20 protein-coding genes are annotated in these 22594 nt (G+C 34.7%); 3 read left to right on the plus strand and 17 right to left on the minus strand.

What is annotated here, in order from left to right; genetic code table 11:
* The first annotated feature begins 30 nt into the window (after positions 1-30).
* From BKM63_RS22440 to BKM63_RS22450, 3 genes are all read left to right on the plus strand, one after another.
* The gene (locus tag BKM63_RS22440) at positions 31-3549 is read left to right on the plus strand and encodes a nitrate reductase (protein WP_071638808.1); all 3519 of its coding nucleotides are present in this window, start codon (positions 31-33) and stop codon (positions 3547-3549) included.
* A gap of 196 nt (positions 3550-3745) precedes the next feature.
* Positions 3746-5176, plus strand: a complete 1431-nt coding sequence (locus BKM63_RS22445) for a rubredoxin (protein ID WP_071638809.1) — start codon at positions 3746-3748, stop codon at positions 5174-5176.
* Between the two features lie 433 nt (positions 5177-5609).
* On the plus strand, positions 5610-6296 hold the full coding sequence (locus tag BKM63_RS22450) for a hypothetical protein (protein ID WP_071638810.1): 687 nt from the start codon (positions 5610-5612) through the stop codon (positions 6294-6296).
* Between the two features lie 162 nt (positions 6297-6458).
* Here the strand turns inward: BKM63_RS22450 and moaA are convergent, their stop codons facing one another.
* The 17 genes from moaA to BKM63_RS22535 form a co-directional block, all read right to left on the minus strand.
* Positions 6459-7466, minus strand: coding sequence for a GTP 3',8-cyclase MoaA (gene moaA / locus BKM63_RS22455; RefSeq protein ID WP_071638811.1), 1008 nt, complete (start codon positions 7464-7466; stop codon positions 6459-6461).
* On the minus strand, positions 7453-8367 hold the full coding sequence (gene moaCB, locus BKM63_RS22460; protein WP_071638812.1) for a bifunctional molybdenum cofactor biosynthesis protein MoaC/MoaB: 915 nt from the start codon (positions 8365-8367) through the stop codon (positions 7453-7455). Before moaCB ends, moaA begins: the two co-directional genes overlap by 14 nt.
* 9 nt (positions 8368-8376) lie before the next feature.
* Positions 8377-8808, minus strand: coding sequence for a molybdenum cofactor biosynthesis protein MoaE (locus BKM63_RS22465; protein WP_071638813.1), 432 nt, complete (start codon positions 8806-8808; stop codon positions 8377-8379).
* 84 nt (positions 8809-8892) lie between these two features.
* Positions 8893-9246 carry a lysozyme inhibitor LprI family protein gene (locus BKM63_RS22470; protein ID WP_071638814.1) on the minus strand — a complete coding sequence of 118 codons (354 nt, stop codon included), beginning with the start codon at positions 9244-9246 and terminating at the stop codon, positions 8893-8895.
* A 10-nt stretch (positions 9247-9256) separates the two neighbouring features.
* Positions 9257-10327, minus strand: a complete 1071-nt coding sequence (moeB, locus tag BKM63_RS22475) for a HesA/MoeB/ThiF family protein (protein WP_071638815.1) — start codon at positions 10325-10327, stop codon at positions 9257-9259.
* A gap of 10 nt (positions 10328-10337) precedes the next feature.
* Positions 10338-10574: a MoaD/ThiS family protein gene (locus BKM63_RS22480; protein ID WP_071638816.1), complete on the minus strand. Its 237-nt coding sequence runs from the start codon at positions 10572-10574 to the stop codon at positions 10338-10340.
* 2 nt (positions 10575-10576) lie between these two features.
* A complete protein-coding gene (cobA, locus tag BKM63_RS22485; RefSeq protein ID WP_071638817.1) occupies positions 10577-11365 on the minus strand; it encodes a uroporphyrinogen-III C-methyltransferase in 789 nt (262 codons plus the stop codon).
* Between the two features lie 5 nt (positions 11366-11370).
* Positions 11371-11943: a molybdenum cofactor guanylyltransferase gene (locus BKM63_RS22490; protein WP_071638818.1), complete on the minus strand. Its 573-nt coding sequence runs from the start codon at positions 11941-11943 to the stop codon at positions 11371-11373.
* Between the two features lie 109 nt (positions 11944-12052).
* A complete protein-coding gene (locus BKM63_RS22495; RefSeq protein WP_071638819.1) occupies positions 12053-12799 on the minus strand; it encodes a sulfite exporter TauE/SafE family protein in 747 nt (248 codons plus the stop codon).
* Between the two features lie 123 nt (positions 12800-12922).
* A complete protein-coding gene (locus tag BKM63_RS22500) occupies positions 12923-14095 on the minus strand; it encodes a molybdopterin molybdotransferase MoeA (RefSeq protein ID WP_071638820.1) in 1173 nt (390 codons plus the stop codon).
* A gap of 160 nt (positions 14096-14255) precedes the next feature.
* Positions 14256-14510 (minus strand): DUF6755 family protein, encoded by a 255-nt coding sequence (locus BKM63_RS22505; RefSeq protein ID WP_071638821.1) that lies wholly within the window; start codon positions 14508-14510, stop codon positions 14256-14258.
* 23 nt (positions 14511-14533) lie between these two features.
* Entirely contained in the window at positions 14534-15046 is a 513-nt protein-coding gene (locus tag BKM63_RS22510) for a Rieske (2Fe-2S) protein (protein WP_071638822.1), read from the minus strand.
* Between the two features lie 9 nt (positions 15047-15055).
* Positions 15056-15625 (minus strand): 4Fe-4S dicluster domain-containing protein, encoded by a 570-nt coding sequence (locus BKM63_RS22515; RefSeq protein WP_071638823.1) that lies wholly within the window; start codon positions 15623-15625, stop codon positions 15056-15058.
* A gap of 17 nt (positions 15626-15642) precedes the next feature.
* Positions 15643-17859 (minus strand): molybdopterin oxidoreductase family protein, encoded by a 2217-nt coding sequence (locus BKM63_RS22520; RefSeq protein ID WP_071638989.1) that lies wholly within the window; start codon positions 17857-17859, stop codon positions 15643-15645.
* A gap of 101 nt (positions 17860-17960) precedes the next feature.
* Positions 17961-19010, minus strand: a complete 1050-nt coding sequence (locus BKM63_RS22525; protein WP_071638824.1) for an MFS transporter — start codon at positions 19008-19010, stop codon at positions 17961-17963.
* A gap of 28 nt (positions 19011-19038) precedes the next feature.
* Positions 19039-20631 carry a magnesium transporter MgtE N-terminal domain-containing protein gene (locus BKM63_RS22530; protein ID WP_071638825.1) on the minus strand — a complete coding sequence of 531 codons (1593 nt, stop codon included), beginning with the start codon at positions 20629-20631 and terminating at the stop codon, positions 19039-19041.
* Between the two features lie 17 nt (positions 20632-20648).
* Entirely contained in the window at positions 20649-22121 is a 1473-nt protein-coding gene (locus tag BKM63_RS22535; protein ID WP_071638826.1) for an MFS transporter, read from the minus strand.
* Positions 22122-22594 lie beyond the last annotated feature (473 nt).

Consider the following 22594-nt stretch of genomic DNA (forward strand, 5'->3'; position numbering starts at 1 on the left):
TAATAAAATAGTATCCAAAACAGAACTGTAATGCAAAGTACCAAGATCAAAACTACCTGTTCCTATTGTGGCGTTGGCTGTGGAATAATTGTCACCAACGATGCTAAAAACGGCGTTATGGTAGAAGGCGACAAAGATCATCCTGTAAACAGAGGGATGTTGTGTTCGAAAGGAATGAATCTGCATTATGTAGTCAACGATACTTCTGATAGGATTTTATACCCGGAAATGCGCGGCAGTAAATCCTATCCTCTGGAACGTGTAAGCTGGGATACAGCACTCGATCGCGCCGCTGCTGTCTTTTCATCCATCATAAAAAAACATGGGCCAGACAGTGTAGGATTCTATATTTCAGGTCAATGCTTAACAGAAGAATATTATCTGGTAAACAAATTGGTAAAAGGATTTTTAAAAACCAATAATATAGACACTAATTCTCGTCTCTGCATGAGTTCTGCCGTGGTGGGGTATAAAAAAACCTTTGGAGAAGACTCTGTCCCAATCGCTTATGATGATATTGAATTGGCAGATACCTTTTTAATTACAGGTGCAAATCCGGCTTGGTGCCACCCTATTTTATTTAGAAGAATAGAAAAACACAAAGAAAAAAATCCAAAAACAAAAATTATTGTAATCGATCCTAGACGAACAGACACAGCTGCTTTCGCCGATTTGCACTTGCAGATTATTCCCGGATCAGACATCATTTTATATCATGCAATTGCCAAACGTATTATAGAAAAAGGATACGTAGATCATGATTTCGTTAAAAACAATGCTGAGAATTTCAAACAATACAAAGATTTAGTTTTAAGCACTTCGCTTGAAAAAGCCTCTAAATTGTGTGGTATTCCGGTAAACGATATTAAACTTGCCGCTGACACTATCGGAAAAGCAAAAGGTTTTCTTTCGTTTTGGGCTATGGGTTTAAACCAAAGTGCAGTTGGAGTCGATAAAAATACGGCACTGCTGAATTTATCTTTATTAACCGGGCAAATAGGGAAACCTGGTTCGGGTCCTTTCTCCTTAACCGGCCAGCCCAATGCAATGGGCGGACGCGAAGTCGGTGGTATGGCTACACTTTTAGCTGCCCATAAAGACATCGCAAATCCTGTACATCGCAAAGAAGTGGCTGATTTTTGGGGTGTCGATGAAATTTCAGACAAACCGGGCTTGACGGCAACCGAAATGTTTGATGCTCTGGAATCTGGAAAAATGAAAGCTGTCTGGATTATCTGCACGAATCCTCTGGTGAGTTTACCCGATTCAAGAAGAATTGAAAAAGCACTTCAAAATGCTAAGTTCGTTGTAGTTCAGGATATTTCACATAATGCTGATACGGCTAAATATGCCGATTTACTTCTGCCCGCAGCCGGATGGTTAGAAAAAGAAGGAACAATGACCAATTCAGAACGACGTATTTCATATCTTCCAAAAGGGATAAATGCGCCGGGTGAAGCACTTCCGGATATTGAAATATTAATTCGTTTTGCAAAAAAAATGAATTTTAATGGTTTCGATTTCAATAATGCCGAGGAAATTTATAAAGAGCATTGTGCGCTTACCAAAGGTACAAACATTGATATTTCATTTCTAAATTACCATCGTTTAAAAACTGAAGGCACTTTTCAATGGCCGGTTCCTGACTACGGACATCCGGGTACTCCGCGGTTGTTTACAGATAAAAAATTCTACACACCATCGCAAAAAGCCATTTTCAACTTACCAGCAGCAATTGAAAATACATCAGAACAACCAACACCGCAATTTCCGTTTATTCTCACAACCGGAAGGGTTCGCGACCAATGGCATACGATGACCAAAACCGGAAAAGTATCGAGATTAATGACACATACACCAAGTCCGGTTTTAGAAATAAATCCGATAGACGCTTTTAAAAACAACATTAAAAACGGTGATATTGTTATTGTGTCGAGTAAGAATGGTGAAGTTCGCGTAAAGGCAAAAGTAACAGATTCTATAAAAGAAAAAGTTGTTTTCCTGCCAATGCATTGGGGTAAACAACTTGAAAATGACTTAAACAGAACCAATAATTTAACGAATACAATTGTTGACCCTGTTTCAAAAGAGCCTGATTTTAAATTCACCACGGTTGCCATTACTAAATATGTAAAACCATTTCAGAAAATTGCGATTGTGGGGGCTGGTGCGGCTTCTTTTCGATTCATTCAAAATTATCGCGAATTCAACACAACAGATGAAATTATTGTTTTCTCTAATGAAATAAACCCGTTTTACAATCGCGTTTTACTACCGGAATATATGACTGGCGAATTCAGCTGGGAACAACTTTTAAAAGTAAAAAACGGCGAAGCTTTAAACAAGCTTAACATAACCATGAAAGCTGGTGTCGCTATTGATAAAATAGATCCGGCCAATAAAATCATAAAAGACAGCTTGGGCGAAATGCATACTTTCGATTCATTAATTCTAGCCACCGGAAGCAGGCCTTTTATACCTGAAAATGCACAACTGCATCTTCCCGGCCGATTTACCGTAAGACGCAAAGAAGATGCTGACCGTTTAAAAGAACATCTGGACAGCACCAATCTTCCTCCGGAAGAACAGCATGTTGTTATTATTGGCGGCGGCTTATTAGGCTTAGAATTGGCCGCAGCTTTAAAACATAAAAAGGTAAAAACAACTATAATCCAGAGAGCATCACGCTTAATGGAAAGGCAGCTGGATTTAATTTCAAGTAAATTACTGGCTGAAGAAGTACAGCTTCGTGATATTCAAATTTATTTTGATAATGAAGTCAGCACCGTTTTTGAAACCGATAATCCAAACGAAATTGAAATTGCTTTAAAAAGCGGTCGTATCATAACTGCAAATGCAATTGTTTATACCATAGGAACGATTCCAAATATAGAAATTGCCAGAGAAAGCGGTCTCTCCTGCGGACGGGGCGTGAAAGTAAATCAGTATTTACAAACCTCAAATCCGGACATTTTTGCGATTGGAGAAATAGCTGAATTCAACAATAAGTTATTCGGGATCACATCTGCTGCCGAAGAACAGGCAGATATTTTAGCTAACTTTTTAGCGGGCGATATCAGCAGTTATTATAAAGGTTCGGTTTTAATGAATATTTTAAAACTCGAAGATTTGAATTTATGCAGTATTGGCGATATCGAAATTCCAGAAAATGACGATTCGTTTGAAGAAATCGTGTTTTCTGATTTAAAAAAACGCTATTACAAAAAATGTATTGTTAAAGATGACCTGCTTGTTGGTGCCATTTTAATGGGAGATAAAAACGAATTTGCCGAATTCAAAACGATGATCGAAAGTAAAATCGAATTATCAGATAAAAGAAATTTATTGCTTCGCGGCAGTTCCAGTGCAAAACCTGTTTTAGGAAAATTAGTTTGTTCCTGCAGTCAGGTTGGAGCCGGAAATATTGAAGAAACAATTAAAAGCGGGATCAATGATTTTACCGATTTATGCAAAAACACCGGAGCGGGTTTGGGATGTGGCAGCTGTAAAACCGAAGTGAAGGAGATATTGGCGAAATGTAAAGTTTAAAAATAATGTTTCAGGTTTTCTTTGCTTCAAGTTTAAGTTAACCGTATCAAACAGAACTTGAAATATGAAAAAAAAGTCTCACCCTGAGCAAAGTCGAAGAGTTAACTGTAAGGGCTTCTACTTCGCTCAGACTGACAAACTTTAGAAAAAACCTGAAACTTGAAACTTGAAACCTGAAACTTGAAACAAAGAAAAAATGGAACTAACAAGATTAATAATAAAGGGAGGCGTAATTTCGCCGGGAGAATTAAGAGAAGTTGTCAATATGGCGATGGATCAGGGTCTGGATTCGATTTCATTTGGTTCCAGACAGGATATTATTTTTCCAAAAGGTTTTAAATCTATGGATAAAAACGCTTTAGGCAAACATCATTTCGTTTATCCTGATCAAAAAAGCGGTAATAATATTGTTTCATCGTATGTTTCTACAGATATCTTTAGAAATACCAATTGGCTTACAGGAAATAAATTCCTCTATATTTTAGAACTTTTTAAAGAACAGCCAAAACTCAAAGTCAATATAAACGACCCCAAACAACAATTAGTTCCGTTATTTACCGGACATTTAAATTTTATCGCTTCTGAACATGAAGATTATTGGTATTTGTACATTCGACTGCCAAAATGGGAACGTATGGAAGTATATCCTGTTTTGATTTACAGCTGGGATATTGCCAAATTTTATTACGAAATAGAACGTATTACTGCCGAAGAATCTATTGGTATTGATTTGATATTTACCCTCGTGAGCGAAGCTTTAGACACCAATAACAGAACCATTGACAAACCTTTAAATATTCCATTTTATCCGTTTCCGTATTATGAAGGAATGAACAGGATGGGAATCGATCAATACTGGCTTGGCTTATATTGGCGAAATAACCTTTACAATCTCGATTTCCTAAAAGAAATGTGCGATTTATGTTTAGACTGCAAAATAGGGAAAATCTGTATCACACCATGGAAATCTTTTATCATAAAAGGTATTCCAAAAGACCGAAAACTAGAATGGGAAAAATTTCTTGGAAAAAGAGGAATCAATGTTCGTCATTCTTTATTAGAACTAAACTGGCATTTACCGGTTGCGATGGAATGGGCCCTGAACCTCAAAACATTTTTGGTTCGAACACTAGATCAATTTGACATCAGTACCTATGGGTTAACTTTCGGCCTATCTGAATACAATCGCGATGGTCATTATTTCACATCAATTGTTGTTGAAAAGAACGAACTCCCTCCAGCCCTGGAATCAATTAAAATTCGCGATACTTATAATGTTTTGTTTGCAAAGAATTTCGACCCGAATACGCGAGAATATATCGTGCATTCGCAAGACATTGACAAACTTGAGTTACCCACAATTCTAATTGAATTAAGCCGGAAATATTTTGATGAGCTTGGAAATTCAATTCCGGAAACCATCGAAAATCAGCAAAAGAAAGAAAAACCACAATTAGATGTTTATCAATGCCAAGAATGTTTAACGCTTTATAAACCCGAATACGGAGATGAAAGTCAGGGTATTCCAAAAGGTATTTTATTTACTGATTTAGGCGAAAATTACTGTTGTTCCTTATGTGAAGCTCCCAAAAGTAATTTTAGAATTCTGGAAATTGCAGAAAATTAACAACTTCTAAATATTTTAAAAAAATTAGAAGCATATTCCAGCTTTATGCTATATCTTTTGAGCCATTACCGAAGTCGGAAACGGCTCAAAAGGATGCTGCTCCAATCTGGGCTGGAGCAATCGTTTTCAAAATAAATTTCTATAATTGAAATATATTTTTACTTCTAACTTTTACTTTCACTTTGAAAAGTTACTTTCACAATTCACTTTTATATACAGCAATTTCCTCTATTTTTTCATGTAGAATTGTTAAGAGATTTTATTTTTTGTTTTTCAATAAAAAACCAAACAATTAAATATCAATGCGTTAATGTTAATTTTTAAAGAAAAACTTAACATTGGGAGACTTGTTTTATAGTTATCTTTACTTAACTGTAAATTAACAATTTAGTTACATTGTTACTAATTATCCTCATCTAAAAGCTCATTTAATATGGAAAACAAGACCGAAGAGACAACCCCTGAGAAAATTGATTCACCAAAACCTGAAGCTGTTCAGCCTGCTCCAGAAACTGCAAAAGCTGAAAATACACCTGTTAAAAAAGCGCCTGTTCGTAAAGCTGCGCCAGCTAAAACAGCAACAGCTGCAAAACCAGCTGCGACGGCAAAACCAGCTGCTTCAACAGCAACAAAAGCCCCAGCTGCTTCTGTTGTAAAAACAGCAGCGACAACAACAAAAACGCCTGCTAAAGCTGTTATAAAAACAGCTGCAACAACTACTCCAAAACCTGCAGTAAGAAAAGCACCAGCAAAAAAAGTACTTACACCTGCCGCTAAAACAGAGGAGAAAAAGACTGTTACTAAAACAGCTGTTACAGAATCAAAAGAAGAGAGCACAAAAGAAGCAGCTGCAACGGTAGAAACTGCTAAAAATAAATCTGATAAAAAAGCGAAAAAATTGAAAGACAAGGAAAAGGAAAAAGAGAAAAAGAAATTAGCTAAGAAAAAAGAGAAAGCTAAAAAAGACAAAAAGAAAGAAAAAGCTAAAAAGGCAAAACAAAAAGCTGCAGCCAAGAAAAAAGAAAAAGCTAAAAAAGCTAAGGAAAAAGCTAAAGCTAAAAAAATTGCAAAAAAGAAAGCAAAGTCTCAAAAAAAGGCAAAAGCTAAAAAGAAAAAATAATTACAAAGAAGGTTTAACTTGAAAAAGTTGAGCCTTTTTTTATGCCTCGCAATGAAACACTCTGCACAGGGCTTCGACGACGCTCAGCCTGTCAAGTTGTATCTGCCAGTTAGCAGCTTAACTAGATTTACAAATAAAAGATATTAAGCATAACCCACAACTCTACCCTCCAATTGCAATCATACTGCGATTATCAAAATGTTTTGCAGGATCGTTCATTTCATCAATTGTTACCATTCCGGCTCGAACTTTCTTTTTCTTCTGGATCGATTCAGAAATCAAATTTGTGATCGATTCGCCATTTCTAAAAGGCGTTAAAAGATCGGTTTCAGAATTAGAGAACAGGCAATTTTTTACTTTTCCATCGGCTGTTAAACGAATTCGGTTGCAGCTGTCACAAAATGGATTCGTAATAGAACTTATAATTCCGAAGTTCCCCTGAAAACCTTTTATTTGATAGGTTCGTGCTGTGAAGTTTTTTTCATCTTCAAGTTTTTGAATTTCATTTGCTGAAAAAGTATTTTCAACCAGTGACAAAATTTCATTTTGCGATACCATTTTGCTTCTATCCCATTGGTTTCCGGCAAAGGGCATAAATTCAATAAAACGCACGGAGATAGGGAGAAACTGGGTTAATTTGACAAAATCTACAATTTCGTTATCATTAAATCCTTTCATCAAAACTACATTTACCTTTACCTGAAAATCATGATTTAAAAGTAAATGCAAATTATCCACAACCTTTTCAAACTGATTTCTAAGCGTTATAGAGTGAAATTTAGACGCAATTAAAGTATCTAAACTCAAATTGATTTTTTTGACTTTATATTGTTTTAAAACATCAATATGACGGTCGATTAAAATTCCATTTGTTGTTATGGAAAGTGAAATGTCAAGAGAAGCTAATTTGGTAATTATATCCGGAAAATCTTTTCTTAAAAGGGGTTCTCCTCCTGTTAATCGAATTTTGTCAACACCATTTTGTACAAAAGTCTGGGCTATAGCAAAAATCTCATCGGCCGTCATTAAACTGGCTTTAGGAGAAAGCGCAATTCCGTCAGCCGGCATGCAGTATGTACAACGCAAATTGCATTTTTCCAGCAAAGAAATGCGCAGATAATTGTGTCTGCGCCCAAAAACATCCGTTAAAATAGTGTTAGAGGCTGTCATGATTTTTTCCTTTTAAAATATGAAAGACATGCATTACATGCGGAAAAACCGCATCCATAGATTCTCTCGCTCCGTTTGTTGAACCCGGCAATCCCAATACTAAACTTTTTCCCAAAGTTCCGGCTACCGTTCTGGATAACATTGCATACGGCATTCTCTGCTGTCCGTAATCGCGAATCGCTTCTTCAATTCCTGGAATTCTGCTTTCTAATATGGGGGCCAAAGCTTCGGGAGTTACATCTCTCGGCGACAATCCGGTTCCGCCGGTAAAAATTACCAGCTGATGTTCTTTTGCAAAAGCTTTTGTTTTTTCCTGAATGACATCCAGTTCATCCGGAATAATTTCGTAATGAGCGGTTTCAACTCCGTATGAATTTAATTTTTCTACAATAATTTTTCCCGAACGATCTTCTTTATCTCCGGCAAAAATCGAATCTGAACAGACAAAAACTGCCGCTTTTATCGCATTCGGAAATTTATTTTTAAAAGAAGATTTCCCTCCTTCTTTATTAATTAATTTAATAGTCGAAATTTCGATTTCTTTATCGATTGGTTTCAGCATATCATACATCGTAAGTGCCACAATCGATGCGCCATGCATGGCCTCAACCTCAACTCCGGTTTTGTAAACCGTTTTTACGTTGAAGATAATATGAATATCCAAACCTTCAATTTTGTATTCTACCGAAGTAAATTCAATAGGAAGCGGATGACAATCCGGAATGGACAAGTGCGTGTTTTTTACAGCAAATAATCCGGCCGTTTTTGCCATTTCGAACACATTTCCCTTTGGAACTAAATTATTCACCACAGCATCAATAGTTTCCTGTCTGCTGACTTTTACAATCGCGGTTGCTGTTGCTACTCTTAATGTGCTTATTTTATGCGTAATATCTACCATTTTTATTTATTAGGTATTTTGTTTCCAAGTGAATGTATCATTTTCAAACATTTCTTTGCCAAAAATCGGTACATCAGTTTTAATCCAGTTTACGATTGCTTCGGTGGCTTCATAAACCTGTTTGCGACGCGTTGCCGAAACAAAAACAAACAAACAAATTTCGCCTGCTTTTACAACGCCCAAACTGTGGTAAATGTGCATACAGGTCAAATCGAATTTGGCAAAAGCTTTTTCACGAATCGCATGTAAAGCCTCGTTCGCCATATCTGTATATGCCGAATAATCAATCGCTACAACAGTATTATCATGAATAACATCGGCACGAACTTGTCCTAAAAAAATATTGTGCGCCCCAATCGTATGCTTTGATTGGTGTTTTGCAATCGATTCGGCTATAAATTCAGGAGCAATTGGTCCTTGTACAAATACATTTTTACTCATTTTTATTTTTTTTAGAGTTTATGTTTAAAGTTTTACGCAGATTTTCCCTAAAACAATCTGAAAAAATTAACTGTTACTTTAATCTCAAAAACCGCTAATTAAACTTTTTAATTCTTTTGTTCTGCTAATTGTAATTTGCATTCTACAATCTGCGTACATTTTGTTTGCTATAACACCTCCATAACCTTCCGGATAGGATTTAAATTTACAATTTGAATCCCTAAACTTTATCCAGTCTTTTTGAGAAACAACTAACGCTGCCTGATCTTTTGTTCCTAACTTCTTTTTTAACTGATTGTAAACTACATTCAATTCTTTATCTGCTTTATCATAAGCTTGATAAATTTCTGTTTCACCAGTAGCATCAACTTGATTTTGAGAAAACATAAACTGAGTAAAAAACAAGAACGAAAAAAATCCAAATAATATTTTTTTCATAGTATTAAATTTAAATAGCCGTTTTTTCTTTTAATAATTGTTTCATTGCCAAAGCGCCTCCAGCAATACTTTTTATATTTTTAAAATCCTGTTTCTGCAGCAAGTCCACGGCAATTTTACTTCTAATTCCAGATTGACAGAAAATATAAACCGTTTGGTTTTTATTAAGTTTTTCAACTTCCTTTTCTAAATTCATCAACGGGATCTGAATCTGATTTTTTAAACTGATTTTTGGCAGTTCATCACTGTTTCTAACATCCAGAAATAGAACCTTATCGTTATTAGTTTGATCCAAAATCGATTCAAAACTTATTTCTTCGACTGCTGTTTTATTATATTTTTGATCGAATGCTTCTCTGGTTATTTGTGGAAAATTACTTTTCTCAAAATCATACTTTTGCTGTTCGTTGTTCAAAATATTATAAACTAATATTTTCCCACTTAAAACTGTTCCAATTCCGAGAATCATTTTTAAAACTTCATTTGCCTGAAACATTCCAATAATTCCAACCGAAACTCCAATTACTCCTGCTTCTTCACAATTTAATGCATTATTGTTTTCATCCGGATACAAACATCTGTATGTTGGTCCGTTTTGGTAATTAAAAACCGAAACCTGTCCCTGAAACCTAAAAATAGATCCGTAAACCATTGGTTTATTGGTAACCAGACAAGCATCGTTTATTAAATATTTAATCGAAATATTATCTGTTGCATCAACAACAATATCGTATTTTTCAAACAATAAGATGGCATTACTTCCGGACAACTTCTCAGAAAAGGCTTTTACTATAACTAAAGGATTTAATTCTGAAATCATCAAAGCGGCTTCTTCAGCTTTTGATTTTCCAACGGCATCACTTTTATAAATCACCTGACGATGAAGATTTGAAATTTCAATTACATCATCATCAACAATTCCTATTTCGCCCACTCCTGCCCCAGCTAAATAAGGCAAAACGGCAGCACCAAGGCCTCCTGAACCAATAACCAAAACTCTGGATTTCAGTAATTTGTTCTGACCATCTTCTCCAATTTCAGGAAGAATTATTTGTCTGTTGTATCGTTTTGAAGTGTCCATAAAAAATAAATTATCCTCCAGCAAACGGTGGTAACAAAGCCACAATATCATTTGTCTGCAAATTATAAGCTGCAGTTTTTGAAACTATTTTTTGATTTACGGCTACACTAAACGAAAGAGAATTAAATTGATATTTTTCTTCAAGATTACGCAGTAAATCCTGCAGCGAAACTTCAGAAAAAGTCACTTTTTCAAACTCACATTTTGTCTTTTCGGCAACAGCTCCAAAATATTTAACCTCAATCATTTTTATAAATTTAAATTCTGAAAAATAAATTCATCATCAAAATGTTCCTGAAAATAGGAAATCCAATTTGATGTATTTCTAACCACTTCGCCAATCACAATAATTGCCGGTGATGATATATTTTTTTCAGATACCAATTTAGTAATTGTACTTATAGTTCCAACTACTTTTTGTTCTGAATTTTTCGTTCCGTTTTGAATAATGGCAACCGGGAGATCGTCATTTCTGTTTTGCTGATAAATAGCAATTATTTCTTCTAACTTATGCATTCCCATCAAAATAACTACAGTCGCGGCAGATTTAGAAGCTAATTGAATATCTTTTGACAATTTATGATCTGAGGTAGTTCCTGTTATTACCCAGAAACTTTCGGCCACTTTTCGCTGTGTCAAACTAATTCCTACTGAAGCCGGAACGCCTAATGCAGATGAAATCCCAGGAACAATGTGGGTTTCAACACCAAATTCTTCTGCAAATTCAATTTCTTCACTTCCTCTTCCAAAAACAAATGGATCACCGCCTTTTAAACGTACGACATGTCCGTAATTTTTTGCCATCGAAACAATCAAATCGTTGATCTGATCTTGCGTGTAAGCGTGACAGCCTAAACGTTTTCCAACAAAAATAATTTCTGCATTTGGTGCATATTGCAGTAATTCTTCATTGACCAAGGCATCATACAACACCACATCGGCACTTTGTAAAGCTTTTATGGCTTTCATTGTGATTAATTCAACGTCTCCGGGACCTGCGCCGACAATCGTTAATTTTGGTATTTTTAAGCTCTTCATAATTTCTAACTTAAATTGATATTCAGATCGTTTAATTCGTCTGCCGAATTAATATTGGTCAAATGAAAGTTTTCACTTTCTTCTATATTTAAAATTTGATGTGGTACTTTGGCCAGTAAATCCATCATTTTTAATTCATCTGAATCGATAGCACTTTTTATAATCGGAACAATTTTTTTTGAATAAATTCCAATTAATGGATGCGTTTTACTTTCTGAAGCAAAAACCGTAATTCCGGCTTCTTCTGTATGTTTTGAGATTAATTCCGTCAGCAATTCAGTCGAAATCAATGGAATATCACAGCTTAAAATTAAATTGAACTCCGTTTCAGAATGTAGCAAAGCAGTATAAATACCACCTAATGGACCTTTATCTGAAATGATATCCGGTATTTTTTGATACGGCAGATAATCATATTCTTTTGAAGCCGTAATTAGTTTTATTTTATCTGTAATGGGCAAAATTGCCTTAATAATATGTTCTATAAATGGTTTTTTTTGAAACAAAACCAACCCTTTCTCAGACTGCATTCGAGAGCTTTTTCCGCCGCAAAGAATAAATACTGTTGGTGTTTCCATGACTTTTTTATTTCAGGTTTTACTATAACTGCAACTATTAATCGTTAACTATTTGATCTGATTATTATGCTTAAAAATCGCTCACGATTTCCCATACTTGGATTATTTTCTAAGGAAAAATCAATTTAACGCTTGCCATTAAAATTACTGTTCCTAAAACTATTTTTAATGTTTTGTTTGAGAAATAACCGCTTCCGTAGAAACCGCCCAAAACACCTCCTACAACAGCAATTGGCACTAAGTAAAAGCTCTCCATCGGAATTGTTTTTCCTCCCAGAAAGAAACCCAGCATTCCGGCAAATGAATTTACAAAAATAAACAAGCTTGAAATTGCTGCTGATTCTTTTACCGATGCCCATCCTAAAAACAATAAAATAGGACTCAAAATAATCCCCCCGCCAATACCTAACATTCCAGATAATAATCCGATTATAAAACCAATCGCCAATGCAAAAGGAAGATTAATTTTTACTGCTTCTTTTTCTTTAAAATTAAAGATTCCAAACAGCCTCAGCGCTGCAAAAACCAGTACAATACCTAAAATTATTTTATAAATCGTATTATCCAACGTAACAAATCCTCCAATAAATGCAGCTGGAATTGATGCTATTGCAAACGGATAAAAAAGCTTAGGTTTGAAATAATTCATTCTATAATAAAAGAAAAACGAAATACTTGAAACAAATAAATTCAGTAATAAAGCCGACGGTTTCATAATCGCAACCGGAAAAGCAAAAATGGTCATTAATGCCAAATAACCAGATGCACCGCCATGCCCAACACTTGAATATAAAAACGCAATAACAATTAATGCGAAACTAAATAGTAATATGTTTTCAGAACTTAATAGGCTCATTTTGTGTTTCAGTTTTTCTTTGTTTCAAGTTTCAAGTTTTTTCAGCTATATGTTTTAAATTATATACCGCTATTTGCCTTTATACTTAAAAATCTATTTCTACTCTTTTTCTATTTTTTTATTTTAATCTATGGGCAATAAAGTCACCAATTGATTTTTTTTATATTCTTCTACATCTTGCGGTACGATTAACAAACTGTTGGCAATAGCAAAAGTGTTAAGCATTGCTGAACTTTGACCATTTAAAACCGTAACATTTGTTTCGTCGTATCTGGCTTTTAAAAACAATGTCTTTCCTGTATTGTTTGTAATAGCTGCATTTAATTTCCTAACTACTTTTGGTTTATGTATTTCAGAAAAACCCATTTTGTTTTTTACTGCGGGAGAAACATAAATATAAAAATTTGTCAGTGATGAAGCTGGATTTCCCGGCAGAGCAAAAACTAAAGTTTCATTTTTAGAGCCAAAGAACATTGGTTTTCCTGGCTTTTGATTGATTTTATAGAAGAGTTCCTTTACGTTATTCTGCAATAAAGCTTCTTTCACAAAATCATAATCACCAACTGAAATCCCACCGGAAATTAAAACTATATCAAATTTTTTCAGAATGCTTTTAAGCGCTTGTTTTGTTGCTTTTAAATTATCTTTTACACGATAAACTTTTGTTTTTTTGATTCCGATAGTCTGAAGTGCTGCTTCCAGCATAACCGAATTACTTTCAAATATTTTTCCTTTTTTAAGATTTTTTCCAGGTTTTACCAATTCGTTTCCAGTAACTAAGACTGCAACTTTGGGCTTTTTATAAACTTCAATTTCTGTAATTCCCAAGCTGGCTAAAAAACCAATTGCAGCGGGAGTTATCAATGTACCCGCTTCAAACACTACTTCATCTTTACCAATCTGTTCTCCTTTTGGGCGCACATTAGAAAGTTTTGGAGGCATTGTGGCAATTAAAATTGAATCTTTATTTGCCATTACATGTTCCTGCATGACTACTGTGTCAGCTGCATCCGGTACAAAAGCCCCTGTAAATATTCTTATTGCTTCATTAGGTTTCAACTTTATATTTGAATGATCTCCTGCCTGAGAAATACCTACCACATCATATTGATGTTTTATACTATGAATAAAAGCATAACCATCCATAGCCGACTGACGAAACGGCGGCATATTAATTGGAGAAAACACTTTTTCAGCCAAAACATAACCTAATGCTTTGTGTACTGAAATTAGCTCTACAGGCATTTTTGTGCTGTTTGCTTCAATAATCGCTATGGCCTCTTCTACTTTAATCATTATTGCTATTTTATTATAAGCAAAAAAATACTTATTACAAATATAAGTATTTTTACTTAGTTAAATTCATTAGTACCTAAATAATTTTAAAAGATATAAATTTAGTTTAATTCTTTTAAATATGTTCAGAAAAACTTAAATAGCTTTTAAATCAAGATGATTAAAGTTGTTTTCTTCTAAAATTTCCTTTTGGAAGATAATACAGCCAGGCAAATCCAATAAAAAATAAGATTGCCGATGCTATAAAAGCGGGAATTAAAATTTCTTTATTGTTGTCTAAAGCATTATTTAAAGAAGCATATAAAAGCCAAATTTGGATACTTACATTAAGAATTAAAATAAAAATAAGTGTCGAAAGTATATTATTCAGCTTATTGGGATTTGATCTGTTTTGACTTCGTCTAAAAGTACTCATACTTATAAATTTAAATTATACAATCAGCTTTCTTTCTTTTCGATGTACGCTTTTACAAAAACTGCATTTTCCTTAAATACAACCTCTAATTGAGGTAAAGCCCTTGGTGGAGGGCCTGCAATTACATCTCCGGTTTTAGCATCAAATGATCCTTCATGACAAGGACAGTGTATAATCCCGGTTCCTGGTTTGTAGTATACAGAACAGGAAAGGTGTGTGCATTTTTGTTCATAAGCCTTAAACTCACCACTTTCCAGATGTATCAAAATATACGGAATCGTACTTCCTTCAAGCACAAAACCTCTTGTTCCGCCAACAGGAATATCTTCTTTATTGCAGATAAAATGCTCACCCTGAACTTCTTCTTTTGGCAGTAAAAAAGCTTTTGCAGTAACAAATCCACTTCCAACCATTAATCCTCCGGAAACAAAAGTTAGGAATTTAGCAAAATCGCGTCGGCTGACCTGAGTTGATTCCTGTTTTTTTATTGGGAAATCTTTTTTCCAGTTTTTATTTAAATTATCTTCTTTTGACATGACTCGGATTTAATAAATTCTTAATTCTGTGCTGCCTTTTGGCATCATAATATTGACTTTTGTTTTAACTTTTTCCTGTCCAAAAATGAAATTGTTAATTGGTGTGCTATTTGGTCGCATTTCTTCGATTTGTTCTCTTGTACCATAGAACAACGCTCCGCTTGGACAAACTGTGGCACACATTGGTTTTTTACCAACACTTGTTCTATCATAACACATAGTGCATTTCATCATCAAATCGTATTCTTCCACTTTTTTAGGTACTCCAAAAGGACAAGCCATTACACAGTTTGAACATCCTATACATCTTTCTGTGCTTGCGGTATGCACCACTCCAAATTCATCCTGCGAAATCGCATCAGCAGGACAGACATTTGCACAAACAGGATCTTCGCAATGCATACAAACTTGTACTGTTGTCTGGATTGTCGATGCACGATCTACATAATTAACGCTGATTAAGGTCTGCTGTCCGTTTGTTTCACATTCGGCGCAGGCCATTTCACATGCTTTACAGCCAATGCAGCGCTGCATGTCTACAAAAAATTCTTCACTTGTATTAAAATTGGTTAAATTCATAAGTTCATTTTTATAGATTAAACACTTGCATAAGCTTCAGATTCTTTCGATGGCGGTGCTATTTTACCCAGAGGATCTAATAAGCAGGCGCAGACTTTAAATTCCGGTATTTTAGAAATTGGATCTAAAGTTCCCGGTGTTAATTGATTGGCTGATTTATGTCCCGGCCAGTGATACGGAATAAATACAGTATCTTTTCTAATTGTCTCCACAATATTTGCAGGAAAAACTCCTTCTCCTCTTCTGGTTGCAACTCGGACTAATTCACGTTGTTTTATTCCATATTTTTCCGCCAGTTCCGGATGAATTTCTAACATTGGCTCAGGAAACTGATCCACCAGTTTTCCTATTCTACGTGTTTGTGTCCCGCTTAAATATTGAGAAACCACACGACCTGTTGTTAATGTTATTGGATATTCTTCATCTGTAACTTCTCCAGGGAGTTTATAAGGAGCAGGGTTAAAATGTGCTTTGCCGTCTGGTGTTTTAAATTTCTTATCTTCCCATAATCTTGGTGTTCCCGGATGATCTTCTGTAGGACAAGGCCAGAAAATACCCATATTATCTTCTACCTTTTTATACGTAACTCCAAAATAATCTGCTGTTCCTCCTTTTGAGGCTACTCTAAGTTCGTTAAAAATAGCTTCACTGCTATCGTAAGTAAATTTATCTTCTTCACCTAATCTTTTTGCTATTTCCAATAAAATTGAAGTATCTGTTCTGGCTTCTCCCGGAGGCGTAACAGCTTGTCTGATACGAATAACACGTCCTTCTGCAGAAGTTGTTGTTCCTTCTTCTTCCTCTTGTAAAGAACCTGCTAAAACAATATCTGCATGACGGGCTGTTTCATTTAAAAAGAAATCAATACAAACATAAAATTCAAGTTTTTCAAGCGCAGCCCTTACATAATTGTTGTTTGGTAATGAAACCAGCGGATTGAAACAAATAGAGATTAATCCTTTAATTTCATCTCTATGAATAGCTTCTATAATTTCATAAGCTGTAAGTCCTTTTCCGGGCATATCTTTTTCGTCAATTCCCCAAACTTCAGAAATATACTTTCTGTGTTCCGGATTTTCAATGTCTCGATTTCCAGGCAGCTGATCACATTTATGTCCGTGCTCTCTTCCTCCCTGACCGTTCCCCTGCCCTGTAATGGTTCCGTAACCGCAGTAAGGTTTTCCAATTCTTCCAGTAGCCAAAACCAGATTGATACAGCCTACAACATTATCAACTCCCTTTGAGTGATGTTCGATACCACGTGCATGAAGTAAAAAGCTTGTTTTAGCTTTCCCCCATAACTCTGCAGCCGCTTTTATTTTTTCTTTATCAATTCCAGTAACTTCTTCAGCCCATTCTAAGGTATAATCCTTTACAGCATCAATTGTCTCCTGAAATCCTGATGTATAATTATCAATAAAATCATGATCAAGCATATCGTGATCTACTAAATATTTCAGCATGGCACCATATAAAGCAGAATCAGTTCCCGGTCTTACATCTAAATGTATATCGGCTGTTCTGGCAAGCGGAATTATTCTCGGATCAATGACAATTAATTTTGCTCCACGATCACGAGCTTTCCATATCCAGTGTGTTAAAGTTGGAAAAGTTTCGCTAATATTGGCTCCGGCCACAATAATTACCTCGGCATATTCCAAATCAGAATAATTGTTTGAAGCCCTGTCTAACCCGAATGCTTTTTTATTTCCCGCACCAGCGCTCACCATACAAAGTCTTCCGTTATAATCAAGATTTCTTGTTTTTAAAGCAACGCGGGCAAATTTCCCAACTAAATAACTTTTTTCATTGGTAAGAGAAACTCCAGAAAGCATCGAGAAAGCATGTTTACCATATTTTTCCTGAATTCGTTTAATTTCAGAAACAGTTTTATCCATGGCATCATCCCATGAAACTTTTTCAAATCCTTTTCCTTCTACTCTCTGAATTGGATGCAAAAGACGGTCAGGATGGTTATTTTGAAGATAACGTTGCACCCCTTTTGGACATAAACGGCCTTCGTTAAAAGGAAATTCCATCCAGGGTTCAAAACCTACTACTTTATTTTCTTTTACCAATAATTGAATACCGCACTGCATACCGCAGAAACAACAATGTGTTTTTACAACATCATCCGGTTCATCTCTTCCTACATAACCGTCTATAGGGGCATAATTCAAATGCGGACCAAAAGCCTCAATTATTTTTTCAGTTGATACTGGTAGTTTTGCCATGTTATTTTTTGTTTTATTTTGTTTCAAGTTTCAAGTTTCAGGTTGTTCACAGAACGTCAAACCAGAAACTTGAAACAAAAGAAACTTGAAACTATTTTTAATTATCCAAATAAATTTCCGCCATGTAATCTGGCTTTTAAATGTGCTTGTGCTAATCGTGATCGTTTTCCCTCGGGACTTAAATCAAGGTGAGAAGTTCCGTCTTCATGGGTAAAGTCAAATCCTAATTGCTTTGTCACAATTTTTAAATCATCAATATGAAGCTGTGTTGCAAATTCTTCTCCGGTATGAGGACAAACTGCCATTCCTTTTTTAATTCCTTCCTGCTTGTAAATATGAGCCCCAATCTGCGCCGGACGCTGAATAATATGGAAGAATTTCCCAAACGGAATCCATATTAAAAACATAATAACCGTTACGGCATGAATTACTGCCAGAAAATCATAGGCAAATCCTTTCATGAACTGGTAAGAATAAGTGAGGCACAATCCTGTAACAGATATTGCAATTAATAAAATTAAAGGTAAAAGATCACCTTCAAATGTCTGTGTCGCAATTAATCCGGGATTTGTTAACCTTCTTCTTAAATAGTAAACAGATCCAATAATTACTAACCATGATGACCAGTTTAAAGCGTGAAAAATTAGAAACGCTAAAAACGAATTTATTTGGAAATCCATCATCTTAAATCCGAAGAAATGTGCCTCGTAAATTGATATTGAATTGGGAGCCAATGTAAAGTGAATCCATCCAAATGTTAGTGGAATTGTTATCGCAAAAGCGGACAAACATCCTATAGCTATACAAAAGTGGGCAAACCATCTCCATTTACTACGTGGATAAATAAATCGCTGCACTACAATATTTTGAACAGATTCTTTTCCTAAAAACCATAAATGTGAAAATACTTTTCCGGTAAAAAGAAACTTAATACTTCTTTTAAAATACATCCACGTTGGAGGTCTCTGGAGCCAAACGGTATATCGATATACGATTCCGAAAAAAGCAAATACGGTTCCAAATAAATAAGTAACTAACGCTGCATCAAAATTCTGCAGTTCTCTGGATCCATAAAATACAAGTATAATTGTAAGTATGGAAACCAATGAAGCAACGAGTAGAGCCTTGGTATTAAACGTTTTATTTTTCATCGTTAATTAAAATTTAATGATTACTTGTTTAACTTGGTTTTTCACAATTTTTACGATTGTAAAACCACCAATTGATACCTGTAGCTAATATAGCAAAAAAAGCAACACCAATAAAGAATTGATTTACAGTACCATTAGAAGAAATATTATTTCCAATTAATTTAGAAAAGATAAAAGGTCCAAAAGCGGCAATCGCAGCTGTCCATCCAATTACTCCGGCAGCCTGACGTGCATTTTCTTTAAAGATAATTGGATACTGTCTAAATGTACCTGCATTTCCAATTCCGGTAAAAAAGAACATTGCCAAAATTACAGTTACAAAAAGCGGGAACTGCTCCATACTTGTTGGTGCTACTAATCCTTGTGTAACCAGAATAATTGATCCGGCTAAAATTCCTAAACCTGTAATTGTAGTTAAAATAGCCCCTCCTACTTTATCAGCAACAAATCCAAAAGCAATACGGCTGGCAGAACCAATCAACGGACCATAAAAAGCATATACTAAAGGATCCGGTGCATTAGGAAAATCTCCATATAAAAATTTGATCATTAAAGGAAATGCAGCAGAAAGTCCGGCAAAAGTTCCAAATGTCATTACATAAGTGATAGTACAATACCAAGTATGTTTATTTGAAAATATATCTAACTGTTCTTTAACTGATGCTTTCATAGGTATACTTTTTAGGTAAAACCAACTTACAAGCGCCATAATTATTAAAAATGGAGCAAACCAAAACGCTGCAGATTGCAAATATATCTGTGTGTTTTTTACTGCTGTATTTTCAGGACTAATATTATTTAAGATTTTTTCGGCTAATTTTGGATTTGCATTTGCAATCGCTTTTGCTTTTGCTTTAACCGGAAGTGAAGTAAATACCACTACATTATCGTTAGAACTCACTGCAGTACTTACAGAATCTATTACATTTTTCTTTACATTAGAAAGTATTTTTGTCTGAACATCTGCATCAAGTGAAGCAAAAACTTCTTTTTGTTTTTCTACGCTTGAATTTTGAAAAAGAGCAATTGCTTCTTTTGGGTCTATACTTGTAAATCCAGAAGCTGCTCCATAAATTCCGACACTTATAATAAGCGGGGTAACAAATTGTGCTATTGAAACACCAAAATTTCCAATTCCGGCCTGTATCCCCAGTGCTGTCCCTTTTAATCTTTGAGGGAAGAATAAGCTTGTACTTGGCATGTAAGAAGAGAAATCACCACCACCAAAACCTGTAGTAAAAGCTAAAACAGCAAATACCCAAAATGGCGTATTAACATCCATAATAGCAAAACCAATTCCGATTACGGGAATTAACTTTATTGCCGTTGCAATAGATACTACGTGTCTTGTACCAAATATTGGCAAAATAAAGGTGTGAATAATTCTTAGAAATCCAGCGGCCAATCCTGGTATTGCGGTTAGCCAAAAAAGTTGATCTTTAGAAAAGTTAAATCCAAGACCGGGTAATTTAACGGCAATAACACTCATCATGAACCAAGAGGCAAATGATAATGTCAATGTCAATGTTGTAATAATTAAAGTTCTCCAAGCAATTTTACTTCCGCCAGCATTCCAATATGCTTCATCTTCCGGATTCCATTTGTCTAACCAAGTTTTCATTTTTATTCTATTTTAGTTTATTGTTTGTCTTCTATTTCTCTGCTAAATTCTGGTGATTTGCTATTCATAGCATTTATGATTGTTCTGTGCATCCACAATAAACAAAGCACAGAAACTATGAAAATAAAAATCCATGAACTAGTCCAGAGTCCGGTATAATTAAGCAGGTAACCAAAAATAATAGGGCCTAAAAATCCTCCTAAACCACCTATTAATCCTACCATTCCTCCCACTACTCCAACTTCATTTGGAAAATATTCCGGTATGTATTTGTAAACTGCCGCTTTCCCGATTCCCCAGGAAATACCTATAAGAATTACTAAAACCAAATAAACCCAAAGATTTGCACTGAATTTAATTTGCGTAATTCCTTCTGCCAGTAATTCTTTCTTTTTAACTTCCTGATTTTGTTTTACAACAATTTCCTGCCAGGAGTTTTTTACAGGAAAAATAGATTCTTTATTATCCGATTCTTGTTTTGAAGTAATCTGATGTGTTTTTCCATTTACAACTATCTTATCGGCCGTAATTTCTGTTACAGTTCCATTATTCATAGACATAACTCCGGGACCTGCAGTAAAGATTTCCATTTTTGGAAACATCAATAAAAAACTAATTACAATTGAAGAACCTAAAACCCAATACATTACTTTTCTGGCTCCGAATTTATCCGAAAGGTATCCGCCAAAAGCCCTGATAACACCGGAAGGAAGACTGAATAATGTTGCAAACATACCTCCCATTACTAAAGTGGTATGATATACATTCATAAAGTTAGGAAGAAGCCATTGCGAGTACGCAACAAAAAAACCAAAAACCAAAAAGTAATAGGCTCCAAAACGCCAAACACGCATGTTTTTAAGCGGTGACATTAGCTCTTTCATATTTTTTGAAACACCGTTGTTGGTTTTATTTTTAGCAAAAACAATAAAAAGCAAACCTATAACGACCAAGGTTACAGCATAAACAACAGGAAGTATTTTCCACCCGTTTGCAGGGTCTTTTTCAGATAAATAATTTAATAAAGTTGGTGCAATAAAAGTGGTAATTGCTGCACCGGCATTTCCCATACCGAAGATTCCTAAAGCTCTTCCCTGCCATTCTTTTGGATACCAGATTGAAGTATAACCAATCCCAACGGCGAAACTTGTACCTACTAAACCGAAAAGAAAGCTCAGCAGAGCAAAACTCCAAAAAGATCCTGCAAAAGGAAGAAGAAAAAGAGGAATAGAACACAAAAACAATAAAGCAGAGAAAACAATTTTTCCTCCGTACTTGTCTGTTAAAATCCCAATAGGAAGTCTAAATATAGAACCAGAAAGGATAGGGATTCCTAACAACCAACCTGTTTCCACCACCGTAAAATTGAATATGCCCTTATCTACTAAATAGGTCACTAAAACTCCATTTAATGTCCAGCACGCAAAACATATAGTAAAAGCAAGCGTATTTAAAAATAAAATTCTGTGTGATTGAGAAAGACTACTCATATTTAAAAATTTAGAAAATTATTGAATAAACCAAGCACCCAATAAAACATCAAAATTAAAACCTTCAATACTTACAAAAAATGATATATATCATATTAAGGACTTAAGCATCTTTAATATCTAATTGAAAGAAAAAAACCAACTTAGGTATCTTATCAATAAAAAAAGAGATAAATACATTGGCAATGAGTTTGTAAGAATTATGATTATTATTTAGATGGTGCTATTTCTTTAACTTGTATTTTGAAAAATAACTGCCGTAAATAATGTTTTTAAATTTTAACACAACTTATACTTCATAAAATTATAAAAAAAAATAAGACTAATAAATTAATTATTAACCATTTACATCATAATTTTTTATTTAAATCCATTCTATGAATCTTACTGCAGAAAAAACTATCACTTTTATCATTCTAAACTTTAATTTTTAATCTTATTGAGTTCAACGTCTTTGTAAAGACTTTTATGAT

The sequence above is a fragment of the Flavobacterium johnsoniae genome, from assembly GCF_001879205.1.
GTDB classification, from domain to species: Bacteria; Bacteroidota; Bacteroidia; order Flavobacteriales; family Flavobacteriaceae; genus Flavobacterium; species Flavobacterium johnsoniae_A.

Bases quoted from the DNA above. Each gene is read 5' to 3' on its own strand.
- BKM63_RS22440 (WP_071638808.1), top strand. From the start codon at position 31: ATGCAAAGTACCAAGATCAAAACTACCTGTTCCTATTGTGGCGTTGGC.
- BKM63_RS22445 (WP_071638809.1), top strand. From the start codon at position 3,746: ATGGAACTAACAAGATTAATAATAAAGGGAGGCGTAATTTCGCCGGGA.
- BKM63_RS22450 (WP_071638810.1), top strand. From the start codon at position 5,610: ATGGAAAACAAGACCGAAGAGACAACCCCTGAGAAAATTGATTCACCA.
- moaA (WP_071638811.1), bottom strand. From the start codon at position 7,466: ATGACAGCCTCTAACACTATTTTAACGGATGTTTTTGGGCGCAGACAC.
- moaCB (WP_071638812.1), bottom strand. From the start codon at position 8,367: ATGGTAGATATTACGCATAAAATAAGCACATTAAGAGTAGCAACAGCA.
- BKM63_RS22465 (WP_071638813.1), bottom strand. From the start codon at position 8,808: ATGAGTAAAAATGTATTTGTACAAGGACCAATTGCTCCTGAATTTATA.
- BKM63_RS22470 (WP_071638814.1), bottom strand. From the start codon at position 9,246: ATGAAAAAAATATTATTTGGATTTTTTTCGTTCTTGTTTTTTACTCAG.
- moeB (WP_071638815.1), bottom strand. From the start codon at position 10,327: ATGGACACTTCAAAACGATACAACAGACAAATAATTCTTCCTGAAATT.
- BKM63_RS22480 (WP_071638816.1), bottom strand. From the start codon at position 10,574: ATGATTGAGGTTAAATATTTTGGAGCTGTTGCCGAAAAGACAAAATGT.
- cobA (WP_071638817.1), bottom strand. From the start codon at position 11,365: ATGAAGAGCTTAAAAATACCAAAATTAACGATTGTCGGCGCAGGTCCC.
- BKM63_RS22490 (WP_071638818.1), bottom strand. From the start codon at position 11,943: ATGGAAACACCAACAGTATTTATTCTTTGCGGCGGAAAAAGCTCTCGA.
- BKM63_RS22495 (WP_071638819.1), bottom strand. From the start codon at position 12,799: ATGAGCCTATTAAGTTCTGAAAACATATTACTATTTAGTTTCGCATTA.
- BKM63_RS22500 (WP_071638820.1), bottom strand. From the start codon at position 14,095: ATGATTAAAGTAGAAGAGGCCATAGCGATTATTGAAGCAAACAGCACA.
- BKM63_RS22505 (WP_071638821.1), bottom strand. From the start codon at position 14,510: ATGAGTACTTTTAGACGAAGTCAAAACAGATCAAATCCCAATAAGCTG.
- BKM63_RS22510 (WP_071638822.1), bottom strand. From the start codon at position 15,046: ATGTCAAAAGAAGATAATTTAAATAAAAACTGGAAAAAAGATTTCCCA.
- BKM63_RS22515 (WP_071638823.1), bottom strand. From the start codon at position 15,625: ATGAATTTAACCAATTTTAATACAAGTGAAGAATTTTTTGTAGACATG.
- BKM63_RS22520 (WP_071638989.1), bottom strand. From the start codon at position 17,859: ATGGCAAAACTACCAGTATCAACTGAAAAAATAATTGAGGCTTTTGGT.
- BKM63_RS22525 (WP_071638824.1), bottom strand. From the start codon at position 19,010: ATGAAAAATAAAACGTTTAATACCAAGGCTCTACTCGTTGCTTCATTG.
- BKM63_RS22530 (WP_071638825.1), bottom strand. From the start codon at position 20,631: ATGAAAACTTGGTTAGACAAATGGAATCCGGAAGATGAAGCATATTGG.
- BKM63_RS22535 (WP_071638826.1), bottom strand. From the start codon at position 22,121: ATGAGTAGTCTTTCTCAATCACACAGAATTTTATTTTTAAATACGCTT.